Source organism: Nibrella viscosa (genome assembly GCF_039541875.1).
In the GTDB taxonomy this organism is placed as follows: Bacteria; Bacteroidota; Bacteroidia; order Cytophagales; family Spirosomataceae; genus Nibrella; species Nibrella viscosa.
Map to the genome: position 1 here is coordinate 149,318 of NZ_BAABHB010000005.1, position 20,164 is coordinate 169,481.

A 20,164-nucleotide genomic window follows, 5' to 3' on the forward strand; every position below is an offset into this window, starting at 1 on the left:
AAAGGTCTGGTTCAGCCTCCGGTGCCGTACCCCGAACCGGGTGGCAGGAGCCATGTAATTCCGGTATACACAAAAGCCGGAATTACATGCCGGGGTATAGGGCCGGCTGTTTATACGGCAGTACCACCTCAAACGAGCTACCCTGGCCCGGCCGGCTTTCAACCTGGATCTGGCCGTGGTGTTCATCCACCATGCGCTTCACGTAGCTAAGTCCGAGGCCAAAGCCTTTTACATCGTGCAGGTTGCCGGTAGGGACTCGGTAAAACTGCTCAAAGATACGGCTCATTTGCTCATTTGTCAGCCCAATACCGTTGTCGGCTACGGTGATACTTACCCCATCGGCCAGGCTGCGGGTCCGGATGGTGAGGTGCAACTGCTCCGGCGAATACTTGATGGCGTTATCGACCAGGTTATAAATAATATTGGTCAGGTGAACCTCATCGGCTTCTATGAGCTCGTTTTCGGCCTCAAAATCAAGCTCCACCTCGCCCTGCCGCTGCTCAATCTGCAGGCCGGCATTGTTCAGAACTTTTTCAATCACGTCATGAATATTCACCTGCGCCAGCGTTAGCTTCACCTGTCCGCGGTCGAGCAAAGCCATTTGCAGAACTTTCTCAACGTGCGACCCCAGCCGGCGGTTTTCGTCCCGGATAATGCCCATATACCGCGACAACCGCGCGGGCTCTGGTACCGAACCGGGTCGGATCTCGTGGGTTACACCAGGTTGGTTCAGTTGCTCCTGCGCGAGCTCGACGGCCAGCGAAATGGTTGAGATTGGTGTCTTGAACTCATGCGTCATGTTATTGATGAAGTCATTTTTTATATCGGCCAGCTTCTTCTGCCGCAAAATAGTCGTGATGGCAATGTAGAAACAAGCCATTATCACCAGGATCAGCACGGCCGAGCCGGCAAAGGCAAAGCCCATCCGGTCCAGGATATACTGCTGCCGGGTGGGGAAGTAAAGATAAACGTAATTGCCGGTTTCGAGCAGGTTGTTGGGGAACAGGGCCGCCTTATACCCCCGCTGTTCAAACTGATCCGGCTCAGCATTCATAGAGGTAAACAGAAACATAGAAGGCGAAGGTGTATTCTTGGTACGCACCGCATACGCATAGGGTATATTGATACTCCGCTCCTGAAGTGCCTGGCGCAACAACGTATCCAGGGTCATCCGGTTAAGTCGCTCTTCAATGGGTCGGTCCGACAGCAGCAGCCCTTTCAGCACATCTTTAATCATCTGCGACTGCTCCTCGGTCTTCTTCTGCTCAGCCGCAGCTACGGCTGTCGATGTCGATGTTGCCGGTGAAACCGGCTGCTGCGGCTGTAGGGGTCTGGCGGGGTCGGCCGGTTTTACGTTGCGAGATTGTCTGGCGGCCCGCTGGGGTGCGGCCATACCGTTGGTATCGGCATAAACAGATACTCCCGCCCGGCTGTTGAGCATTTGTAACTGGCTGATGACAATATGGTCGATCCACTCCTCAAACCGCTGCTGCTGCTCCAGTTGCGCCTGCCAATTGCCGGTGGCCATCAGCTCCTCCTGCTGACGAAAAAACTGCTCTACAATCAGCATCTGCTCGGCGGTCAGCGGCTGCACACTTTGGTGCAATACATCGGAGGGCGGTACCATGCCCCCCGAAAACATCCGGCCCGATTCGGTATACGGTGCTTGTCCCGGCCAGCGGTCGCGTCGGGGAGCCTGATACGCCACCCCTTCCTCATTTTTAGCCGGTGGCCCTATTGGCTGCTCCGCCTTAGTATCTTCTTTTTTGCCAATAGCCATCAGCCGCTGCTGGTGCTCGCGGGCCTGTATACGCTGGCGGGTCAGGTATATGATCTCCTGCCGCTCCAGCGTACGGACCACCTCCTGCAGCGCATCCGTTACTTTATAGTCGAACTGCTCTTTCTGCAACCGGAAGGCATTCGTGATCCAGTACAGTTGAAAGCCAACCAACCCCAGCAGCCCCACGGCCATCAACGCCACTATCCAACTGATATGCTTCTTCGACATTTCTTATTCGTCAATGCAACTTCTTTACGACTTCCGGCATCTTTACACTAGTCGCCTATAAAAGGTCCCCTGTAAAAGTACGAACTGACCAGGCCAGCCGCGTCTGTTTAACAAACTTTAACAGGCGGCTAAGATTCTTTAACAAACGCACAATCAGTCAATTTGTAGGTTTGCAACGCTTATTCACCCTCTGTTAGTCTGTATGAAACGAACAAACACAACTCTCCTCCGGTTCGCCCTGGCGCTGTTATTGACCGGCAGCATCAGCGGACTAGCCGTAGCCCAGCAAGCAAAAGAGAAAGCGAAAAACGATCAGCTTCGGGTCAGGATTATCGAGCGCAACGGCAACCGGGTCAGCGAAGTTGACCGTACCTATCCGCTGGACGGCATGACCGATGAGAAGCGCGATGCCCTGGTCAAACGTCTGGTCGACTCGGTTCAGACGGCTCGTAAAGAGAAGGGTAACAGTCAGCTTACAATTATTATTGAAGAAGGCAACAATGAGCTTCGGATCAAAAGCCGCCGGCCGGAAGCCTATGCGCTCCGCCCCAACCGGTCACTACCCAAAAACGACCGTCGGTTATACTTCTACAACGACGGCAATGGGCAGTTTGATTTCCGCATGAACTTCGATTCGCTGGCCAACCGGCTCAACCGCAGGGAGCTGAACCTGCCCCGTAATTTTGAATACCGCCTGGCCGAGCCGTTCGAGAACTGGTCGCGCAACGGTAGTTTCGGCACCAAAGCCTCAACCGTTCGGAGCCTGGATGCTTACCCGAACAACCCCGACCAAAATCTGCTGAATGTTCGCTTTGTTGCTCCGGCCAAAGGAGATATCACCATTACCATTACAAATCCCAAAGGCAAAGAGGTGGCCCGGAAGGAGGTTAAAGACTTTTCCGGAGAATACGTGGGCCAGATTGATCTGGGTAAAAACGCTAAGGGTACATACTTCATTACCGTTACGCAGAACGAAGACGGAGCCGTAAAACGCATTGTCATTCCGTAAGCACCCGCAGGACCGGTTATTGAATTTGCCGGTCCTGCAAAAAAATTTTCAGAAACAAGGTACTATGTATTGCATAATACCAAACAAAACCTATATCTTTGTGTTGTAAAGAAAAACAGACGGAGATGAAAACGCGAATCTTAATTCTGATGATGGCTTTGGGTAGTTTGCAAGCCGCCGGTATGGGTAAGCCAAATAATCTGTTTGCCGCTCGTAAGCAACTGAACAACAGAGTAGCCACCGCACCGGCCACCCACCCGTCAAAAACGAAAGCGTGGCACATAACCCGTGAGGTTAAATGCCAGATAACTTTATTGGGAAAACTGGTAGAGACAATCAGCAACTACCGCCGTTACCTGGCCTGAGTGACGGCGGTAGTTAGTTACTCAATCGTACACTTTTTGGCCTTTGTTGAGCCAGATACCCCATAATTTTGAATAGGCGTGTACCCGCTGAGTCGGCCGCTCCTGTATATCGACCACCGGATTTCCCTGGTTAACCCACTCAAACAAACTGCCGTATAGGTTCTGCACATTTGTGTACCCGGCCGCCAACAGTTTCTCACCCACCCGTTCGCTACGGACGCCTACCGAGCAGTAGGTGACGATAGTTGCCGACTTAGGTATATCTCTCAGCCGCCGGAGATCAAAGTCGTTATAACCAATCCACCGGGCACCCGGCAAATGGCTAACTTCATATTCGTTCCTCTCACGGGTATCCAGCACCACCACATTCTGCCTCTGTTTCAACTCCTCAACAGTAATGAACGGCACCGACTTCTTGTAAAGCGTCTCCAGCATTGCTTTATAGGCGCTGCTCGTTGTCTGTGCGTTTACGCTCATACTCAGTCCCAGTAAACCTATCCGGAGCAGCATCTTCATATGCGTAGAAATACGGTTAGCAGCAAAGCGTGTTCCTCGTCGAATTCTATAAGGGATTTACGCCGGCGATGTGAGAATTGATAACCACCCTCACAGGAAACATGTTCAGAAATAGTGTACCCCAGGTTCAGGGCAGTCCGGTTAATTTCAAAGGGATGGAAACGGTTCCAGTTGGGCGGCCCGGCCAGTAGTGTTTCGTTCCAGACGTAGAAATAGTACAATTCCGATAGTTGGTGACGCGTCATCAGGCGGAAGCGCATACGGCCGGCAGTAGTGCCATTAGCAAACAGCCGGTACTCATACCCTCCGCGTAGGCGTACATCCATTTGCCGGCTCACCGGCAGATTCCATTCCAGCAGCGCACTCATCCGAAACTCTTTATTGACCGGGCGACTGAAATCGGCCGTTGTGCCCAGCGCCGGGTACGACTGAAAGTACATGAGCGGATTCAATTGCAGCGACCAGCTTCCGTACCGGTAGGTTAAACCTAAGCGCCCTGCTTTTGTCAAAGGTGCGTATACAGGGTTCAGCAGATGATCGGGATCACTCTGCCGACGGTAATGAAAATCGCCGGAAATGAGCACAGACTTACTAATAGTCCACGACGGTGCCAGCCGCAACCAGATAGCCGTGTGCGAATAATGCTGAGCCAGCCCCTCCGTTTTGTTCCCGAGAAGCGTAAGTAGAACGACAAAGTAACAGTAAATTCCGCGCAACCTAAGATTAACTGATTTTTAGTAGTAAAAATGAACATTATAGGTATTTTCTACTGTTAAAATACCGTTAAACAACTGGATGATTCTAATATTCGTTATGAGTTAACGGGCAGTTTGGCTAACTTTAGGCTTGCCGTTATCAACCGTTAACTTGTAGTGTTCATTTAGTGACTGTTAAGAACCATGAAGAGCAAAGTTGTCTCGTTGAAGTTGGTAATCTGCCTGTCGGCAGTGGGATTGTTGACAGCTTTCAGTCTTATTAGAGCTGATCTTATTGGGTCCCGAAAATCAGCTTCGGTCGCTCCCATACATGCGTATGCTCCCCATAAACCACTGGATGTCCTTTCGCTGGAAAAGGCTGGGCAGCAGTGGGTAGACAGTGTTTTTCAGACGATGACGCCGGAACAGAAAATTGGTCAGTTCTTTATGGTGGCCACCTTCTCGAACCGGGATGAACACCACTACCAATATATCGAAACGCTGGTTAGAGATTACCATATTGGCGGTCTGATCTTCTTTCAGGGCGGCCCATACCGGCAGGCGGTACTCACCAACCGGTACCAGTCTAAAGCCAAAGTTCCGCTGCTGATCGGTATCGACGGGGAGTGGGGACTGGGTATGCGGCTGGACAGCGCCATGGATTTTCCCAAGCAAATGACGCTGGGTGCCATCCGCGACAACGAAATCATTTACCGGATGGGTCTGGAGATTGGCCGGCAGTGCCAGCGCCTGGGCGTACACATCAACTTTGCACCGGTATCCGACATCAACAGCAATCCTGCCAACCCGGTAATCGGCGTACGCTCCTTTGGCGAGTCAAAAGAAAACGTAGCTATTAAAGCGTCGGCCTATATGCGGGGCCTGCAGGCCAACCGTATCATTGCTACGGCCAAGCACTTCCCCGGACACGGCGATACCAACGCCGATTCGCATCACACGCTGCCGACCATCAGCCGGTCGTCGGAGCAACTGCGCGATGTTGACCTGTTTCCCTTTCGTAAGCTCATTGCCGATAGCCTGATGGGCGTTGTTACCGGCCATCTGTACGTACCGGTTCTGGATAAAACCCCTGCGCTGGCGGCCACCCTTTCGGAGAAGGTGGTCACCGAACTACTGAAAAAAGAGCTTGGTTTCCGGGGGCTGGTTTTTACCGATGCCCTGAACATGGGTGGGGTAACCCGGTCACTGCGCCCGGTGGATGTCAACATGAAAGCGCTGATGGCGGGTAATGATATTTTGCTGTACCCGGAAAACGTAAAAGAAGCGGCCAGAGCCATTCTGGAAGCCGTACAGCAGGGTCAGATTTCGCAGGAACTGATCGACGAGCGGGTCAAAAAAATTCTGCGGGCCAAATACTGGAGCGGGCTGAATACCTACTCGCCCATTGCACTGGCTAATCTGGATAAAGAACTGAACTCCGACGAAGCCAATGCGCTGAAACGCGAGCTGAGTGCCCAGGCCGTAACGGTTGTCAGCAACAACCAGAAGGTGCTGCCGCTGAGCCGGCTGGATACGCTGAAGCTGGCTTCGGTTGCCATTGGAGCCGGTGTGGGCAATACCTTTCAGAAGACGCTCAGCTTCTACGCTCCGTTCAACCACGTTGCTTTGGCGGAAAAGCCGGCCTCCGAGGCCGATGTCAGCGACATATTGGCGCGGGTAGGCGATGCCAACGTGGTCTTGCTGAGTTTTCACCGGATGAGCCAGTCGGCTTACCGACGCTACGGCATTACCAAGCCCTCTCTGGATCTGATAGCCCGGCTGAAACAGCAGGGCAAAAAAGTTATTGTCAACGTATTCGGATCACCTTACAGCCTCAGCCAGTTCAGCAATGCCGATGCCTTGATCTGTGCCTATGAAGACTACCCGGAGATGGAGCAAACCGTACCACAGGTGTTGTTTGGGGCGCTGCCGGCGCGGGGTGTTCTGCCGGTATCGACCGGTAGCTGGCGAGAAACGCATGGCTATGCCTACGATGCCACCGGGCGGCTCTCGATGGGTTCGCCGGAAAGCGTGGGTATGAAAACAGCAGTTCTGGCCCGCATAGACGATGTCACGCGTGGAGCCGTTGCCAACCGGGTGGTGCCGGGTTGCCAGATCATTGTGGCCCGCCGGGGTAAGATCGTTTACGACAAAAACTTTGGCACGCTCACTTTTAACAGCAATGACAAAGTAACCGACGAGACGCTGTATGATCTGGCTTCGGTCACAAAAGTGATGGCTACCCTCCAGGCCGTCATGATGTTATACGACCGGAAGGCCATCGACCTGAACCAGAAGGTATCGTTTTACCTGCCGGAACTGCGCGGCTCCAATAAGCAGAACATCACCATTTACGATGTGCTGCTGCACCAGGCCGGGCTGATTTCGTATTATCCCTCGCTATGGGACCGCACCCGTGCCCCCGGCGGTGGGCTGAAGCCGGAATACTACAGTCTGAAACCCGACAGTGCACATCCGCTACAGGTAGCCACAACGCTGTGGGCAACGCCGGCCCTGAAAGATTCAGTCTGGAAGTGGGTGATCAAATCGCCTATGGCCCGGCAGGTCGACACGGATGGTAAACCCGCTTATATTTACAGTGATCTGGGCTTTCTGACCATGCAAAAGCTGGTAGAACGGGTGAGTGGCAAATCCCTGGACCAGTTTATTGAAAACGAATTGTACCGGCCCATGGGCCTGAAATCGGTCGGCTTTACCCCCCTGCTGAAGCTGGCGAATCCAAAGATTGCCCCCACCGAAAAAGATACGTATTTCCGTAACACCCTGCTCGTCGGTACGGTACACGACCAGATGGCGGCCGTACAGGGAGGGGTTTCGGGCCATGCTGGTTTGTTTGGTAATGCCCACGAGATAGCACAACTTTTACAGATGAACCTGCAGAAAGGCATTTATGGGGGGCAGCGGTTTTTACAGAGTGCAACGGTGCCTTACTTTACGCAGACACTGAGTACCCGTAGTCACCGGGCCTTAGGCTGGGACAAACCCAATCCTGGTCATAGCAGCAGCTACCTGTCCAGCCAGGCATCGCTCCGTTCGTTTGGGCATACCGGCTTTACCGGCAACGTGATCTGGGCGGACCCGGATGAGGATCTGGTGTTTGTGTTCCTGTCGAACCGGATACATCCGACAGCCGCCAATAACAGCATCAACACAACTGCCCTCCGGAAAAAGATACATGATATTATTTATGCCGCTATCACCGAATAGGTAGCTCGTAAAGCAACCAGAAATAGCCACCCGAGGTTTCGGGTGGCTATTTCTGGTTGGCCCCTTCTGAGAAGTTCCGGCTTTTGGTTAATAACTATTATCTTTAGGGCTTGATTTGCAACTTCTTCAGGCGGTATGTTTAAACTGTTTACCTTCAGCGCTATTGGATTAATTGGAATGCTTAACCTGCTTCTTGCGGGTAGTGGCGTTGCCCAGTCAATTACCACCGGTGCCTTATCCACTACCAGCGTTTGTGCCGGTGGCACCCTCACCGTACCCTTTACCACGACCGGTTCGTTTGGTGGCTCTAATCAATTTACGGTTCAATTGTCAAACGCGGCCGGCAGTTTTGCCTCTCCCGTTGTGGTGGGTACCGGCACCAGCAGTCCGCTTACAGCAACCATTCCGACAACCACCGGTACAGGGACCAGTTACCTCTTGCGCGTTGTGGCCAGTACGCCCTCGACTATTGGCACAGCCAGCCCTACAACACTCGCCATAACTACTGTCCCCGGTGCCCCCCAGGTTACACCGGTTAATCTCTGTTTAAATAGTTCCACTCAGCCTCTTACGGCCACAGCTTCAGCGGGAGCCACGTTAAACTGGTACGGCACCAATGCCACCGGAGGTACAGCATCCGGTACGGCTCCCACGCCACCATCAAGTACCACGGGTACCACTACGTATTATGTTAGTCAGAGCCGGAATGGCTGCGAAAGTGCCAGAGCCGCCCTGACGGTTACGGTTAATGCCCTGCCAGCTGCCCCAACGCCGGGGGCATCGGTTACGTATTGTCAGGGGGGTCAGGCCAGTTCGTTAACGGCGACACCCTCTGCGGGGGGAGTGTTGAACTGGTACGGCACCAATGCCAGCGGAGGCACCGGATCATCGATAGCACCGATACCCACCACCACAACTCCAGGCACAACCAATTACTACGTCAGCCAGACTGTGAACGGCTGCGAAAGCCCCCGCGTGGCTATTGCGGTTACCGTGGTAGCCGCACCGGCGGGTCCGCAGGTAGATGCTCTCAGCTACTGTCTGAACACGCCCGTCTCCTCGTTAGCTACTTCCGTGACGGCTACGGCCGGGGGCGTTTTAAAATGGTATAGTGCCCTAACCGGCGGAACCCAGTACCCGTCTACACCTGCTCCGCCAACCACCGCAGGTACCACCGTTTATTATGTTTCGCAAACCATTGATGGTTGCGAAAGCCCCAGAGTCGCCTTGTTTGTAACAGTCAAACCTGTTCCGGCCGCGCCAACCGTCAGCGCGGTAACGCTATGCCAGAACGGACCTGCCCAGGCCCTGTCGGCCTCGCCTGTTGCTGGTGCTACGCTATTGTGGTACGGCACCAATTCAACCGGCGGTACAGGCTCTGCAACCGCACCTGTGCCCCCAACATCAGCTACGGGTACAACAACCTATTATGTGAGCCAGATACTAAATGGCTGCGAAGGCCCAAGAGCCGGCCTGTCGGTTACTGTCAACAGTGTCCCTGCTGCGCTGGCGACAGCAACCGCATCGCTTACCTATTGTCAGAGCGCGCCGGCAGGACCTTTATCGGCCACCGCCAGCGCGAGTGGTACCCTGAACTGGTATGGACCTAACCAAACCGGTGGCACGGCAACCTCCTCCCCGACCATTCCGTCGACCACAACGCCTGGTACCGTCACATATTACGTCAGCCAGACCGTTGGGGGTTGTGAAAGCCCCAGAGCATCGGTTGGTGTGACTGTCAGACCCACGCCTTCCGCTCCGGTTGTTAGCGCAGTCTCATTCTGCCAGAATACCCCGGCCCCATCTCTCCCAGCTTCGGTAACAGCCCTGAGTGGCGCAACGCTGCTCTGGTACGGTACCAGTGCTACAGGCGGAACAGGCTCCGCCACGGCTCCGGTACCCTCCGGCACAACCGTAGGTAGTACCAACTATTACGTGTCGCAGACCCTAAACGGCTGCGAAGGCCCAAGAGCCCTTTTACCGGTACAGATCAATGTAACACCCGCAGCTCCCGGTGTAAATCCGGTAAGCTATTGTAACAATGCACCGGCCCAACCGCTAACGGCTACCGGAAGCAATCTGAGATGGTATACGAGTACAGGAACGCTGCTAGGACCAACCGCTACACCATTAACCGGAACGGTAGGTCAGGAGACATACCAGGTTACCCAAACGTCGGCTGCCGGCTGCGAAAGCCCTAAAGCGTCCCTGTTAGTGACTATAAACGCCCTGCCCTCCGCTCCCGGGGTTTCTCCGTTGACGTACTGCCAGGCCGTACCCGATCAGCCGGGGCAGAATGTTGGCCCACTCTCGGCATCTGGTCAGAACCTCCGCTGGTATAATACAGACGGCAATCCGTTCCCAAATGCCCCCACCCCCCCGGTCGACAATGCCGGCGTCATCAACTATCAGGTCACCCAAACGTCGGCTGCCGGCTGCGAAAGTCCCAAGGCTACCATAACGGTAACCATTCAGACCACACCGGCCCCGACCGTACCCAACCCGGTGGTCACGTATTGCCGTGACGAAAATGCAACACCCCTGGTGGCCAACGGTACCAATATGCGCTGGATAGATCCGTACGGCCGAATTACCCAAAACGCCCCTACCCCCTCCACGCTGAATGCGACCAGACCGGGCGGAGAACTGTTTTATGTGTACCAAATAGGAGCTAACGGCTGCGCCAGCCAGAGAGCCAGTATTAAGCTGATTGTCAACTCTACACCCACGCTGTCCCTGATCGGGAACCCTACCGTTAATTTAGGCCGGCCGGCTACGCTGCAACTGCGGTTTACCAGCGTTCCGCCGTTTTCATATACCCTATCCGACGGTACATCCGGAACGGCAAACGACACGATCCAGACAATCTCCGTGACCCCGGCTCAAACTACCATCTATCAGGTGGTAATGGTGCGAAACACCTGTGGCAACGGACTCCCCGGCAACCCCGCCACGGCCACGGTAAACGTGCGAATTCCAACCATAACCACTACAGCGCTCGCCAGCACGACACAGTGTGTGGGTACCAGCATTACCGTTCCGTTTACCACCACTGGTGAGTTCAATCCGGGCAGCGTATTTAGACTTCAGGTGGCCGATACCACCACGAAACAATATGTCGACATTTCGACGGGCTCACTGTCCAGCCCTATTACCGCGACGCTCCCGGCCAATCTGGCCGGCGGGCGCTATTTTGTCCGGGTCATGGCCACCAACCCAACCATTCCGGTACTGGGTAGTAACAGCCCAACGATCCTGACAATTCAGTCGCTGCCGACAGCTACGCTCACAGGCACTCAGGAACTTTACGAAGGCAGTATCGGCAAGCTGAACGTAGCCTTTACAGGTACCGGACCGTGGACCTTCTCGTATACCGACAACGCCAGCACTCAGACCGTAACCACCAATGCCAACCCCCATGTGCTGGAGGTGAAGCCCTTAAAAACAGCAACATACCAATTGGTATCCGTTACCAACAACTGCGGAACAGGCACCGTATCCGGAACGGCAGTAATCACGGTCCTTCCCCTGCTAAGTGTTGAGGAGGACCCGTTCTCCGCGGGTATTTTGGTATTCCCGATTCCTGCTACATCGGAACTGACAGTTGAATTTGCGGTCCCGCTGCAACGCGAGCCGGCTCATCTGGAGCTAACCGATCTGACCGGTCGCCCGGCGCTCAAGCGTACAACCTACGAACGCCGGACAACGCTGGACACCCATACTCTGCTACCAGGCCTGTACATGCTGAAAATTCAGGTAGGAGACCGGCATACCCTTCGAAAAGTGTTAAAACAATAACGCTCTGCCGTTTGATCCATAAAAGCACCATAGCCAACGCCCACAGCAGGCTAGGGTGCTTTTTTTACGCAGCAGAATCCAGCTTATCCGGCAAACCCTGTACGTGAAATGACACCAGCCCTTTTCTCCGATGACCATTTTATGACCGAAGCGCTGCAACAAGCAAAAAAGGCTTCCGACGCCGGTGAAATTCCGGTAGGAGCCGTTATAGCCTGTCGTAATCGGATTATTGCCAAAGCCTTCAATCAAACCGAACGGCTCAACGACGTTACCGCTCATGCCGAAATGCTGGCCATTACGGCCGCTACCCAATATCTGGGGGGTAAATACCTGATCGACTGCACCCTGTACGTTACGCTGGAGCCCTGCCTGATGTGCGCCGGCGCATTATACTGGTCGCAGATCGACCGTATTGTGATTGGGGCTCCTGACCCCAAACGGGGATTCAGCCGGATACAGAGCCCGGTATTGCACCCAAAAACCAAACTAATGACAGGGGTGCTGGCTGCGGAAAGCCAAGTCCTGTTAACAAAGTTTTTTCAGCGGTTAAGAACATAATTAAACATGTTCGTGTTACCGAACTGACACATCCTCACTTCGTTGGTTTCTTGATATTGCAACTTAAATCTTCTCACACAATGGCATTTGTATTAGAACCACTACCGTATCCAAGTGACGCTCTTGAGCCTAACATCGATAAGCAAACGATGGAAATTCACCACGACAAGCACCATAATGCGTACGTGACCAACCTCAACAACGCGGTAAACGGTACCGATATGGAGAATAAATCGCTTGAAGAACTGCTGGCCAGCATCAGTCAGTACCCGGTAGCGGTACGGAACAATGGCGGTGGGCATTACAATCACTCCATGTTCTGGACAATTTTGTCGGCCAACGGCGGAGGAACGCCGACAGGTTCGTTAGCTGAAGCCATCAACCAGAAGTTTGGTTCGTATGATGCGTTTAAAGAAGAGTTTACCAAAGCGGCTACCACTCGATTCGGCTCGGGCTGGGCGTGGCTGATTGTTACGCCGGAAGGTGAGCTGGCGGTAACCTCGACACCGAACCAGGATAATCCGCTGATGGATGTAGCCGACCAAAAAGGGTTTCCCATTATTGGTCTGGATGTCTGGGAACATGCTTATTATCTGAAATATCAGAACCGCCGGCCCGAGTACATCAGTGCTTTCTGGAATGTGGTCGACTGGAATGCTGCCGAGCAACGTTTCCAGCAAGGGAAAGCAGCTTAAAATAATGAACGATTAATGATGATACAGCACGAGATTTTTTCATCGTTTATCATTCATCATTAATCGTTATTTATTATCTTTGCACCATAAATGGTGATCGTAGCTCAGTCGGTTAGAGCGCCTGATTGTGGTTCAGGAGGTCGTGGGTTCGAGCCCCATCTTTCACCCGGTAAAAAGTCCCGAACAGTTTCGGGACTTTTTTGTTTAGGGCCCTAACTTTGGGTTGCTTTTCAGTTGTTGATCTGATATGACCTCCACCATTGCCTCTGTTGACCGCTATTATTCCCTGGCGGCTACCCTGTTGACCTTAGCGTATGTGGCAGGGATTGTTGGCTTACAACTGCCTGCCCTGGCCCCTTTTTTCCGCCCGCTGGTGCCTGTCAATCTGGTGGTATCCCTGGTCGTTCTGCTCCTGTACCATACCGACTGGCGGCCTTCGTTTGTTTTTTACGCCGTTTTGGCAGTTCTGACCGGTTTTTTTGTGGAAGTCTTGGGTGTTCAGACCGGCTACGTTTTCGGTCGGTATGCCTACGACACCGGTTTAGGCGATCAGCTCTGGGCCGTGCCCCCGGTAATTGGGCTGAACTGGCTTACACTCTCTTATTGCTGTGGTACAGTCTGCGACCGCTTGCCGTTTCCCATTTACATGAAAGCTATTGCAGCCGCTACCCTGATGGTGGTGCTGGATATCTTTATCGAACCGGTGGCCATCCGGCTTAATTTCTGGACCTGGTTTGGTCAGCCGGTTCCGATCCGTAATTATGTAGGCTGGTGGCTGGTATCGCTGGCGTTATTGGCAATCTGGTACGGACTACCGTTTCAAAAGAAGAACCGATTGGCAACCCTGATGCTTCTCCTACAGTTTGTCTTTTTCGTGGGACATAATATTATCTTTTTGTTGCAAAGTCGTTAAACAAAATATTAATTTTGAGAGTTATAGAATAAATTATCGGATCAGCCCATAGTTTAAATTAGTTAACGGCTTGCGTGTTATCTTTTAGTGAGTTTTGCGATTAGGTAAAGAACAATCAGTTCAGCAAATCCCTGTGGTTACGTCAGTAACTTTAGTATGTTATGAAACACGCGTTGACACCCGTAATTTGTATGCTCCATGAGTAATTACTCCATAAAAGATTTAGAGCAACTTTCAGGCATTAAGGCTCATACCCTGCGCATTTGGGAGCAACGGTATAACATTATTACACCAAAGCGCACGGATACCAACATCCGCACGTATGATGACCGGGATCTGAAACTGGTACTGAATATTTCGCTGCTGAAAGAACACGGGTATAAAATCTCCGAGATATCAAAAATGTCGGTGGAGGAAATGTACCACGAAGTCATTAAAATCTCCGATAAGCAGCTCAACTATCCCGATCAGATCCACGCGCTGACGATTTCGATGATCGACCTCGACGAGGAGCGGTTTGATAAGATCATCAGCACCAACATCCTACAGTTCGGCTTTGAGAATACGATGATTTATATCATCTACCCGTTCCTGAGCCGCATTGGTACGCTATGGGTAACCGGCTCTATTGGCCCGGCGCAGGAGCATTTTATAACCAACCTGATCCGGCAAAAAATTATCGTAGCCATTGATGGGCAGGTGAGCAAGCAGCGCCCCGACGGCAAAACATATATGCTGTTTCTGCCGGAAGGTGAATTACACGAAATCAGCCTGCTGTTTGCCAATTATATTATCCGGGCGCGTTACAATAAGGTAATATACCTGGGGCAGAGCCTGCCGTTCAACGAGTTGGTCTTCGCGTATAACGTTCACAAGCCGGATTACCTGTTTACGGCAATTACGTCTGTACCCTCAAATCATGAAGTGCAGCCGTATGTGGATCAGATGACAAAGCATTTTCCGGACTCCCACCTGTTGTTTACTGGCTACCAGGTTGTAGGTCAGGATATTAATATGCCCGAGAACGGTACTATTATCAACAATATTGAAGATCTGATTCGGATTGCCAGCTACTAATCTGATTGGGGATTTAGGATTTCGGAGTGCCAGCCCCCTGATTATAACTTCGATTGCTATATCTAACCTATGAGGCTATAACGGGAAAGCTCGTCTGCGCAGACGGGCTTTCTGCTGTTCAGGTTACCACATTTTGGGGCCGGCCTTGCTGGTATGTATTTAGGTTAGCAATGGCCGATTGCAACAGCCGCTGCCGCGCTTCGAGAGTAGCCCAGGCAATATGCGGGGTAATAATTGTGTTTTGGGCGCCGATCAACGGATTTCCCGATACAGGCGGCTCTACTGATAGCACATCCAGCCCTGCACCAGCCAAAACGCCTTCGTTCAGAGCGGCCGCCAGATCGGGTTCGGTAATAAGGCCGCCCCGGCTGGTGTTCAGCAGAAAAGCCGTGGGCTTCATCTGACTCAGCAGATTCCGGTTTACAAACCCTTTGTTCTCGTCGGTCATGGGGCAGTGCAGGGTCACCACATCGCTTTCGGCAAATAAGGTTGGCAGATCAACGTACCGAACACTATCGGCAGGATCAGGCTGCCGGCGATTCACCAGTATCTCCATACCGAAAGCCCGGCCTATCTCAGCTACCTTCTGCCCAATATCGCCATACCCGACAATTCCCAGCGTTTTGCCGGCCAATTCTATCAGCGGCCGCTTCCAGTAACAAAAATCCTCAGTAGTGGCCCAGTCACCCGCCCGCACACTCGTATTGTGTAAGCCTGCGTGCTGGGTCAGTTCGAGCAGCAGGGCGAAGGTCATTTGCGCCACTGAGTCGGAGCCGTATCCTTTCACGTTTGTCACGGTAATACCCCGCTCCCGGGCAGCCGGAATATCAACATTGTTGTACCCTGTAGCGGTAACGCCAATGTATTGCAGGGCCGGTAACTGGCCCAGCATCTCTCGGTTCAGCACAAGTTTATTCACCAGCAGTGCCTCAGCGTGCCTGGCCCGCTCCAGCACCTGCTCCGATGGTGTACGGTCGTAAATAGCTACGGTGCCCAGGGCTTCGAGCGGAGACCAGTCCAGATCACCCGGATTGAGGGTATACCCATCCAGAACAACAATGTGCATAAGACAGAAGGGGCGGTTTTGGAGAATGTTGGTTTGTATCAGGAGCGAAACTCGTGAATCTTTGCCAACTAATCAAACGCTCAGCCTCGTCTGGTTAGTCAGTTACGAACGACAGCGCCCGGCGTTCGGCATAGGTATACGGATCACGGGCTACCAGAAAACCAACATGGCCACCGCTGCGGGGTGTCTCCAGATAAATGTTCGGATGAGTTTCGGCCAGCCAAGCCGGAGAACATTCCGGCGAGAGAATCGGGTCATTCTGGGCGTTCAGCACCAGCGACGGCACGGTGATACCCGGCATAAAATTTACGGCGGATGCCTGGGCATAGAAATCATCGGCATCACGGTACCCGTTGACCGGAGCGGAGAAAAAATCGTCAAAATCACGCCAGACGGCTACTTCTTTCAGCTTCTGCATATCAAGCGTACCCGGAAAAAGAGCCGCTTTCTGACGGAGCTTCCGGACAAGCTTTTTCATAAATCGATTGCGGTATAGCCGGTTCGAGGGCCGGTCGAGCAGGCAGGCACTGGCCCGCAGATCGGTGGGAGCCGAAATGGCCACCGCCCGCCGGATCACGTCCGGTACCTCCCGTCCATGAACGCCCAGGTACTTCAGGGTTATATTGCCACCCATGCTGAACCCTACCAGGGCTACCGTTTTGTAGCGTCTGGTCCGGAGCGCATGCCGGATAACATCGCCGATGTCGTCAATATCCCCGTGGTTATAAAGCCGGAAAGCCTTATTCATCTCTCCGCTGCACGACCGGCAGTTCCACGCCAGTACGTCCCAGCCGTTTCCGGCAAACAAGCCGGCCATGCCCATCATATACTGCCGCCGGCTGTCGCCTTCCAGCCCATGGGTCAGGATCACCAGTTTCGGCCGGCCACGCTCAATCCAGTCGAGGTCGATGAAATCACCATCCGGCAACACCAGACGTTCGCGCTCATAGCCCACATCCTGCACCCGGCGAAACATACTTGGAAAGATGGTCTGCAAATGTCCGTTGTAGAGGTAGGCGGGAGAACCGGGGTAAGCAGACGTTTGGATAAGTGGCATGAAGGATCTACTTTCTTTTTAAAACACCTGATATGGCTTGCGTGTTCAACATATGACATGGATGTCGCTAAGTACATAACGGTTATTCTGGCTAGTGCGCTAAAATTTATCGGCGGGCCACTCACGGGTATAGCAATGGGATTAACATGGGCACAAACGGCCGCCTGCACGGTTGCCGGTATGATGCTGGCTGTGGTGGCCGTGGCTTACACTGGTGAATTGCTGCGCCGGCTGTCGCAGCGTATCAGTCCAACCCCCCCCCGGCGGTTTACCCGCCGGACCCGCCTGGCCGTAAAGATCTGGAAACGATCGGGTATGGCGGGCATTGCCCTGCTAACACCCCTGATTCTGACGCCCATCGGGGGCACGGTACTGGCGGTATCGTACCGGGTACACCGGGGGCAGATTATGTTGTATATGTTGCTCAGCGCCTTGTTCTGGAGCATTGTCTTGACGCTGGCTACGTACAACATACCCGGCCTACAGGAATTGTTTGAGTGAACCACCCAGGAGAGGCTTTCTAATTACCGGCTTCGACCGGCTGGCGGACAGCCGTTACTTTTTTACGGTAATCGCCCCGTGAGAAATACTTTTCTATCAGGCAGTAGAGCAGGATGAAGAAGTATCGGCTGCCCATTTCCTTAATCTTCAGCTTCGATTCGCCGTATTTTCGGTTTGTCCAGCTATTGGGTACCACGGCAAAGGTATAACCCCGGACAATAGCCTTAAGCGGCAATTCAATGGTCAGGTTAAAGTGGGGGGAGAGAAACGGCTTGATACCCTCGATGGTCTCGCGTTTGTACAGTTTGAAGGCATTGGTGGTATCATTGTACTTTATCCCCATCAGGATGCGCACGATAAAGTTGGCAACCCGGTTGATGTACTTCTTCACGGCCGGGTAATCAACCACTTTACCCCCTTTACCCCAGCGGGTGCCAAACACAGCATCATAGTCGCCTTCCTGCATTTTCTGGTAATACTTCACCAGATCTTCCGGGTCATCCGACATATCGGCCATGAACACCGCTACGCAATCACCGGTAAAGCGCTCAAGGCCATAGCGAACAGCATACCCGAAGCCATTAGGTCCTGTATTGGTAAAATACACCAGGGTAGGAATCTCCAGCGAGAGTTGCTGCAGTACCTGAAGCGTATTGTCCTTTGAATTATCGTTGGTAACACAAATCTCATGATCAATGCCATATGTCGATAGCGTTTGGTACAACGTGCGCAGAGTATCCGGCAGAGACTCTTCCTCATTATAGGCGGGGATAACAACGCTTAGCTTCATATGAAATACAGTAAGATGGACTGATTGTGTAGGCAAGGTGGCAAAGTTACACGGCATTCAGCAAAGTTTTGTACCGGGAGATCGTTTCCTGTACCGTAGCATTGTATTGGTAATTAAGCCATTCGTTAACGGCGGCAAACATCTCCAGCCGGTTTTGCAGAAAAAACCGGTTGCGGTCGGAGTGAACATTGCTCATTCCCCCCCGGTGTTTCCGGTATACTCCCATCACCTCGTTGAGGTAGCCAATTGGCCCGTGGGCCGCTAACTGAATCACCAGCGCCCAGTCGCCCGAGGCTGCCCGTGCGTGCCAATCGGCAAATTTTCCGCTTTTAAAACTATTCCGATATAGCATACTGGCCGTTGCCACAATCCAGTTGTCGGCGAGTACATCCTGAATCGTGCTGGTAGTGCGCTGATCGGGCGGATTAAACAGGTGCTCTGCCGGCCCCGCCGATGGCGGCCCGTCTTCGTAAACAACCCGCATGTTATGGTGGCAGATAAAGTAGTCTGGGTGGGCATCCAGAAAATCGACCTGCTTCTGAAGCTTCAGCGGATCGGTCCAGTAGTCGTCGCCCTCGCACATGGCTACGTACTCGCCCCGACAGGCCGTGAGCAGACCGAGTACATTATTGCGTCCGGCAAATTCGCGCGGTTCCGCCGGTCCAAGGTTATGCGGGTGCAAAAAAGCCCGGATAAGGCCCGGATGCTGTTCGGCATAACGCCTGATAATGGCCGGCGCTCCATCCGTCGACCCATCATCGCCGATAACAATTTCAAACGCGAAAGTTGTTTGTTGCATCAGCGCCCCGTCGAGCATCTGCGCAATAAAGGCTTCGTGATTGTAGGTCGGTACACAAACACTAACTTTTGGGAGCATCTCAGGCCTTAGGTTTCCAATGATCCGGCACGTCCGGCACGGCTTCGCGAATGCGGCTGAGTACGTCAGGGGGTAAAGGACCAGCCTGAGCCGCTACCCAATTCGCCTGCACCTGCCGTTCATGACGCATACCGGGAATAACAACAGACACTGCCTTGTGGGACAGGCAGAACCGGATGGCCGACGTTGCCATACCGCCGGGTAAGTCGTTTAAAAAAGCCAACTGTCGCATCGACCGGAGCAGCCAATTGGTATCGCGCTCCGGCAGGTAGTGGCGGTACTGATCGTCCGGAAACACCGGATCTTCAGTCAGGTAGCGCGGGTTCAGAAAACCGGACGCCAGCGGTACCCGCGCAATAAAGCGGTACCGGTCGGCTTCGGCAACCGAAAAAAGCACATCTTCGGCCCGACGGTCAAGGGCGTTATAGAGCACCTCCAGCACCGAGCCGAAGCCGGCCTCCAGCACCCGGCGGGCACCATACACACTCTTTGAACTAACGCCATACGCCCTGATTTTACCAGCCTGCACCAGTTGGTCAAAAGGCGCAGGATCGTACGTCGACCAATCGAAGAGGTCGGGAGGGCTATGCAGCAACAGCACATCAATGGTGTCGCGCTTTAACCGACGCAGGCTGTTTTCTACCGCCTGCGCTAACCAGGTGGTCCCAAAATCCTGAAATGGTGCCCCATCGGTAGCCATCCGGTTACCGAATTTTGTACAGATTATAGCCTGCTGCCCCGGCGCAAACTGAGTCAGCGCCGTCCCCAGGATACGTTCTGCCTGCCCTTGTCCGTAACTATCGGCCGTATCAATAAAATTGATTCCCTGTTCCAGTGCCGTCTGAATGGCACGAATGGCTTCGCCTTCGTCAACAGTGCCCCAGCCTGTTGGCTTACCATGTACCACATTAGGCCCCCCGAATTGCCAGGTGCCAAAACCAAGGCGTGAGGTCAGCATCTGTTCCAGTGAAAAGGTCATAGGCAGAAAAAAGCAGAAGCCAGCCTGCAGAT

At 53.2% G+C, this 20,164-nt stretch carries 17 protein-coding genes and 1 tRNA gene; 10 read left to right on the forward strand and 8 right to left on the reverse strand.

Annotation, left to right across the window (positions count from 1 at the left end; translation table 11 throughout):
• Positions 1-82: 82 nt before the first annotated feature.
• The gene (locus ABD931_RS14420) at positions 83-2,008 is read right to left on the reverse strand and encodes a sensor histidine kinase (protein ID WP_345268259.1); all 1,926 of its coding nucleotides are present in this window, start codon (positions 2,006-2,008) and stop codon (positions 83-85) included.
• Between the two features lie 202 nt (positions 2,009-2,210).
• Between ABD931_RS14420 and ABD931_RS14425 the strand changes: the two genes are divergently transcribed.
• Positions 2,211-3,017, forward strand: a complete 807-nt coding sequence (locus tag ABD931_RS14425; RefSeq protein ID WP_345268261.1) for a T9SS type A sorting domain-containing protein — start codon at positions 2,211-2,213, stop codon at positions 3,015-3,017.
• A 125-nt stretch (positions 3,018-3,142) separates the two neighbouring features.
• The gene (locus tag ABD931_RS14430; RefSeq protein WP_345268263.1) at positions 3,143-3,382 is read left to right on the forward strand and encodes a hypothetical protein; all 240 of its coding nucleotides are present in this window, start codon (positions 3,143-3,145) and stop codon (positions 3,380-3,382) included.
• 21 nt (positions 3,383-3,403) lie between these two features.
• On the opposite strand, the gene ABD931_RS14435 is transcribed toward ABD931_RS14430, so the two are convergent.
• Positions 3,404-3,898 (reverse strand): rhodanese-like domain-containing protein, encoded by a 495-nt coding sequence (locus ABD931_RS14435; RefSeq protein ID WP_345268265.1) that lies wholly within the window; start codon positions 3,896-3,898, stop codon positions 3,404-3,406.
• Positions 3,895-4,614, reverse strand: a complete 720-nt coding sequence (locus ABD931_RS14440; RefSeq protein WP_345268267.1) for a DUF2490 domain-containing protein — start codon at positions 4,612-4,614, stop codon at positions 3,895-3,897. Before ABD931_RS14440 ends, ABD931_RS14435 begins: the two co-directional genes overlap by 4 nt.
• Positions 4,615-4,797: 183 nt before the next feature.
• Between ABD931_RS14440 and ABD931_RS14445 the strand changes: the two genes are divergently transcribed.
• The 7 genes from ABD931_RS14445 (at position 4,798) to ABD931_RS14475 (ending at position 14,862) form a co-directional block, all read left to right on the forward strand.
• Entirely contained in the window at positions 4,798-7,821 is a 3,024-nt protein-coding gene (locus ABD931_RS14445; protein ID WP_345268269.1) for a serine hydrolase domain-containing protein, read from the forward strand.
• Positions 7,822-7,956: 135 nt separating this feature from the next.
• On the forward strand, positions 7,957-11,619 hold the full coding sequence (locus ABD931_RS14450; RefSeq protein ID WP_345268271.1) for an Ig-like domain-containing protein: 3,663 nt from the start codon (positions 7,957-7,959) through the stop codon (positions 11,617-11,619).
• Between the two features lie 108 nt (positions 11,620-11,727).
• Complete coding sequence (locus ABD931_RS14455; RefSeq protein ID WP_345268273.1) at positions 11,728-12,177, forward strand: nucleoside deaminase; 450 nt, start codon at positions 11,728-11,730, stop codon at positions 12,175-12,177.
• Positions 12,178-12,257: 80 nt separating this feature from the next.
• Positions 12,258-12,872 carry a superoxide dismutase gene (locus ABD931_RS14460; RefSeq protein WP_345268275.1) on the forward strand — a complete coding sequence of 205 codons (615 nt, stop codon included), beginning with the start codon at positions 12,258-12,260 and terminating at the stop codon, positions 12,870-12,872.
• Between the two features lie 92 nt (positions 12,873-12,964).
• Positions 12,965-13,040, forward strand: a tRNA-His gene (locus ABD931_RS14465).
• Between the two features lie 79 nt (positions 13,041-13,119).
• Complete coding sequence (locus tag ABD931_RS14470) at positions 13,120-13,785, forward strand: carotenoid biosynthesis protein (RefSeq protein WP_345268277.1); 666 nt, start codon at positions 13,120-13,122, stop codon at positions 13,783-13,785.
• Between the two features lie 198 nt (positions 13,786-13,983).
• Complete coding sequence (locus ABD931_RS14475; protein ID WP_345268279.1) at positions 13,984-14,862, forward strand: MerR family transcriptional regulator; 879 nt, start codon at positions 13,984-13,986, stop codon at positions 14,860-14,862.
• A 118-nt stretch (positions 14,863-14,980) separates the two neighbouring features.
• Here ABD931_RS14475 and ABD931_RS14480 read toward each other — a convergent pair whose 3' ends face one another.
• Together ABD931_RS14480 and ABD931_RS14485 are read right to left on the reverse strand one after the other, a co-directional pair.
• Entirely contained in the window at positions 14,981-15,928 is a 948-nt protein-coding gene (locus ABD931_RS14480; protein WP_345268280.1) for a D-2-hydroxyacid dehydrogenase, read from the reverse strand.
• Between the two features lie 94 nt (positions 15,929-16,022).
• Positions 16,023-16,985, reverse strand: a complete 963-nt coding sequence (locus ABD931_RS14485; protein ID WP_345268282.1) for a YheT family hydrolase — start codon at positions 16,983-16,985, stop codon at positions 16,023-16,025.
• Between the two features lie 57 nt (positions 16,986-17,042).
• Here ABD931_RS14485 and ABD931_RS14490 point away from each other — a divergent pair, with 57 nt between their 5' ends.
• Positions 17,043-17,486, forward strand: coding sequence for a hypothetical protein (locus ABD931_RS14490; protein WP_345268284.1), 444 nt, complete (start codon positions 17,043-17,045; stop codon positions 17,484-17,486).
• A gap of 19 nt (positions 17,487-17,505) precedes the next feature.
• Here the strand turns inward: ABD931_RS14490 and ABD931_RS14495 are convergent, their stop codons facing one another.
• Genes ABD931_RS14495 through ABD931_RS14505 form a run of 3 tightly spaced genes read right to left on the reverse strand, consistent with a single transcriptional unit; the run spans position 17,506 to position 20,132 of the window.
• A complete protein-coding gene (locus ABD931_RS14495) occupies positions 17,506-18,276 on the reverse strand; it encodes a glycosyltransferase family 2 protein (protein WP_345268286.1) in 771 nt (256 codons plus the stop codon).
• Positions 18,277-18,322: 46 nt separating this feature from the next.
• Positions 18,323-19,153 carry a glycosyltransferase family 2 protein gene (locus tag ABD931_RS14500; RefSeq protein ID WP_345268288.1) on the reverse strand — a complete coding sequence of 277 codons (831 nt, stop codon included), beginning with the start codon at positions 19,151-19,153 and terminating at the stop codon, positions 18,323-18,325.
• A gap of 1 nt (position 19,154) precedes the next feature.
• Positions 19,155-20,132 (reverse strand): aldo/keto reductase, encoded by a 978-nt coding sequence (locus ABD931_RS14505; RefSeq protein ID WP_345268290.1) that lies wholly within the window; start codon positions 20,130-20,132, stop codon positions 19,155-19,157.
• Between the last annotated feature and the right edge of the window lie 32 nt (positions 20,133-20,164).

Excerpts from the sequence above, each read along its gene's own strand:
- ABD931_RS14470 (WP_345268277.1), top strand. The coding sequence starts at position 13,120 with ATGACCTCCACCATTGCCTCTGTTGACCGCTATTATTCCCTGGCGGCT.
- ABD931_RS14480 (WP_345268280.1), bottom strand. The coding sequence starts at position 15,928 with ATGCACATTGTTGTTCTGGATGGGTATACCCTCAATCCGGGTGATCTG.
- ABD931_RS14485 (WP_345268282.1), bottom strand. The coding sequence starts at position 16,985 with ATGCCACTTATCCAAACGTCTGCTTACCCCGGTTCTCCCGCCTACCTC.
- ABD931_RS14500 (WP_345268288.1), bottom strand. The coding sequence starts at position 19,153 with ATGCTCCCAAAAGTTAGTGTTTGTGTACCGACCTACAATCACGAAGCC.
- ABD931_RS14420 (WP_345268259.1), bottom strand. The coding sequence starts at position 2,008 with ATGTCGAAGAAGCATATCAGTTGGATAGTGGCGTTGATGGCCGTGGGG.
- ABD931_RS14435 (WP_345268265.1), bottom strand. The coding sequence starts at position 3,898 with ATGAAGATGCTGCTCCGGATAGGTTTACTGGGACTGAGTATGAGCGTA.
- ABD931_RS14490 (WP_345268284.1), top strand. The coding sequence starts at position 17,043 with ATGGATGTCGCTAAGTACATAACGGTTATTCTGGCTAGTGCGCTAAAA.
- ABD931_RS14505 (WP_345268290.1), bottom strand. The coding sequence starts at position 20,132 with ATGACCTTTTCACTGGAACAGATGCTGACCTCACGCCTTGGTTTTGGC.
- ABD931_RS14445 (WP_345268269.1), top strand. The coding sequence starts at position 4,798 with ATGAAGAGCAAAGTTGTCTCGTTGAAGTTGGTAATCTGCCTGTCGGCA.
- ABD931_RS14450 (WP_345268271.1), top strand. The coding sequence starts at position 7,957 with ATGTTTAAACTGTTTACCTTCAGCGCTATTGGATTAATTGGAATGCTT.
- ABD931_RS14460 (WP_345268275.1), top strand. The coding sequence starts at position 12,258 with ATGGCATTTGTATTAGAACCACTACCGTATCCAAGTGACGCTCTTGAG.
- ABD931_RS14425 (WP_345268261.1), top strand. The coding sequence starts at position 2,211 with ATGAAACGAACAAACACAACTCTCCTCCGGTTCGCCCTGGCGCTGTTA.
- ABD931_RS14495 (WP_345268286.1), bottom strand. The coding sequence starts at position 18,276 with ATGAAGCTAAGCGTTGTTATCCCCGCCTATAATGAGGAAGAGTCTCTG.
- ABD931_RS14455 (WP_345268273.1), top strand. The coding sequence starts at position 11,728 with ATGACACCAGCCCTTTTCTCCGATGACCATTTTATGACCGAAGCGCTG.
- ABD931_RS14475 (WP_345268279.1), top strand. The coding sequence starts at position 13,984 with ATGAGTAATTACTCCATAAAAGATTTAGAGCAACTTTCAGGCATTAAG.
- ABD931_RS14430 (WP_345268263.1), top strand. The coding sequence starts at position 3,143 with ATGAAAACGCGAATCTTAATTCTGATGATGGCTTTGGGTAGTTTGCAA.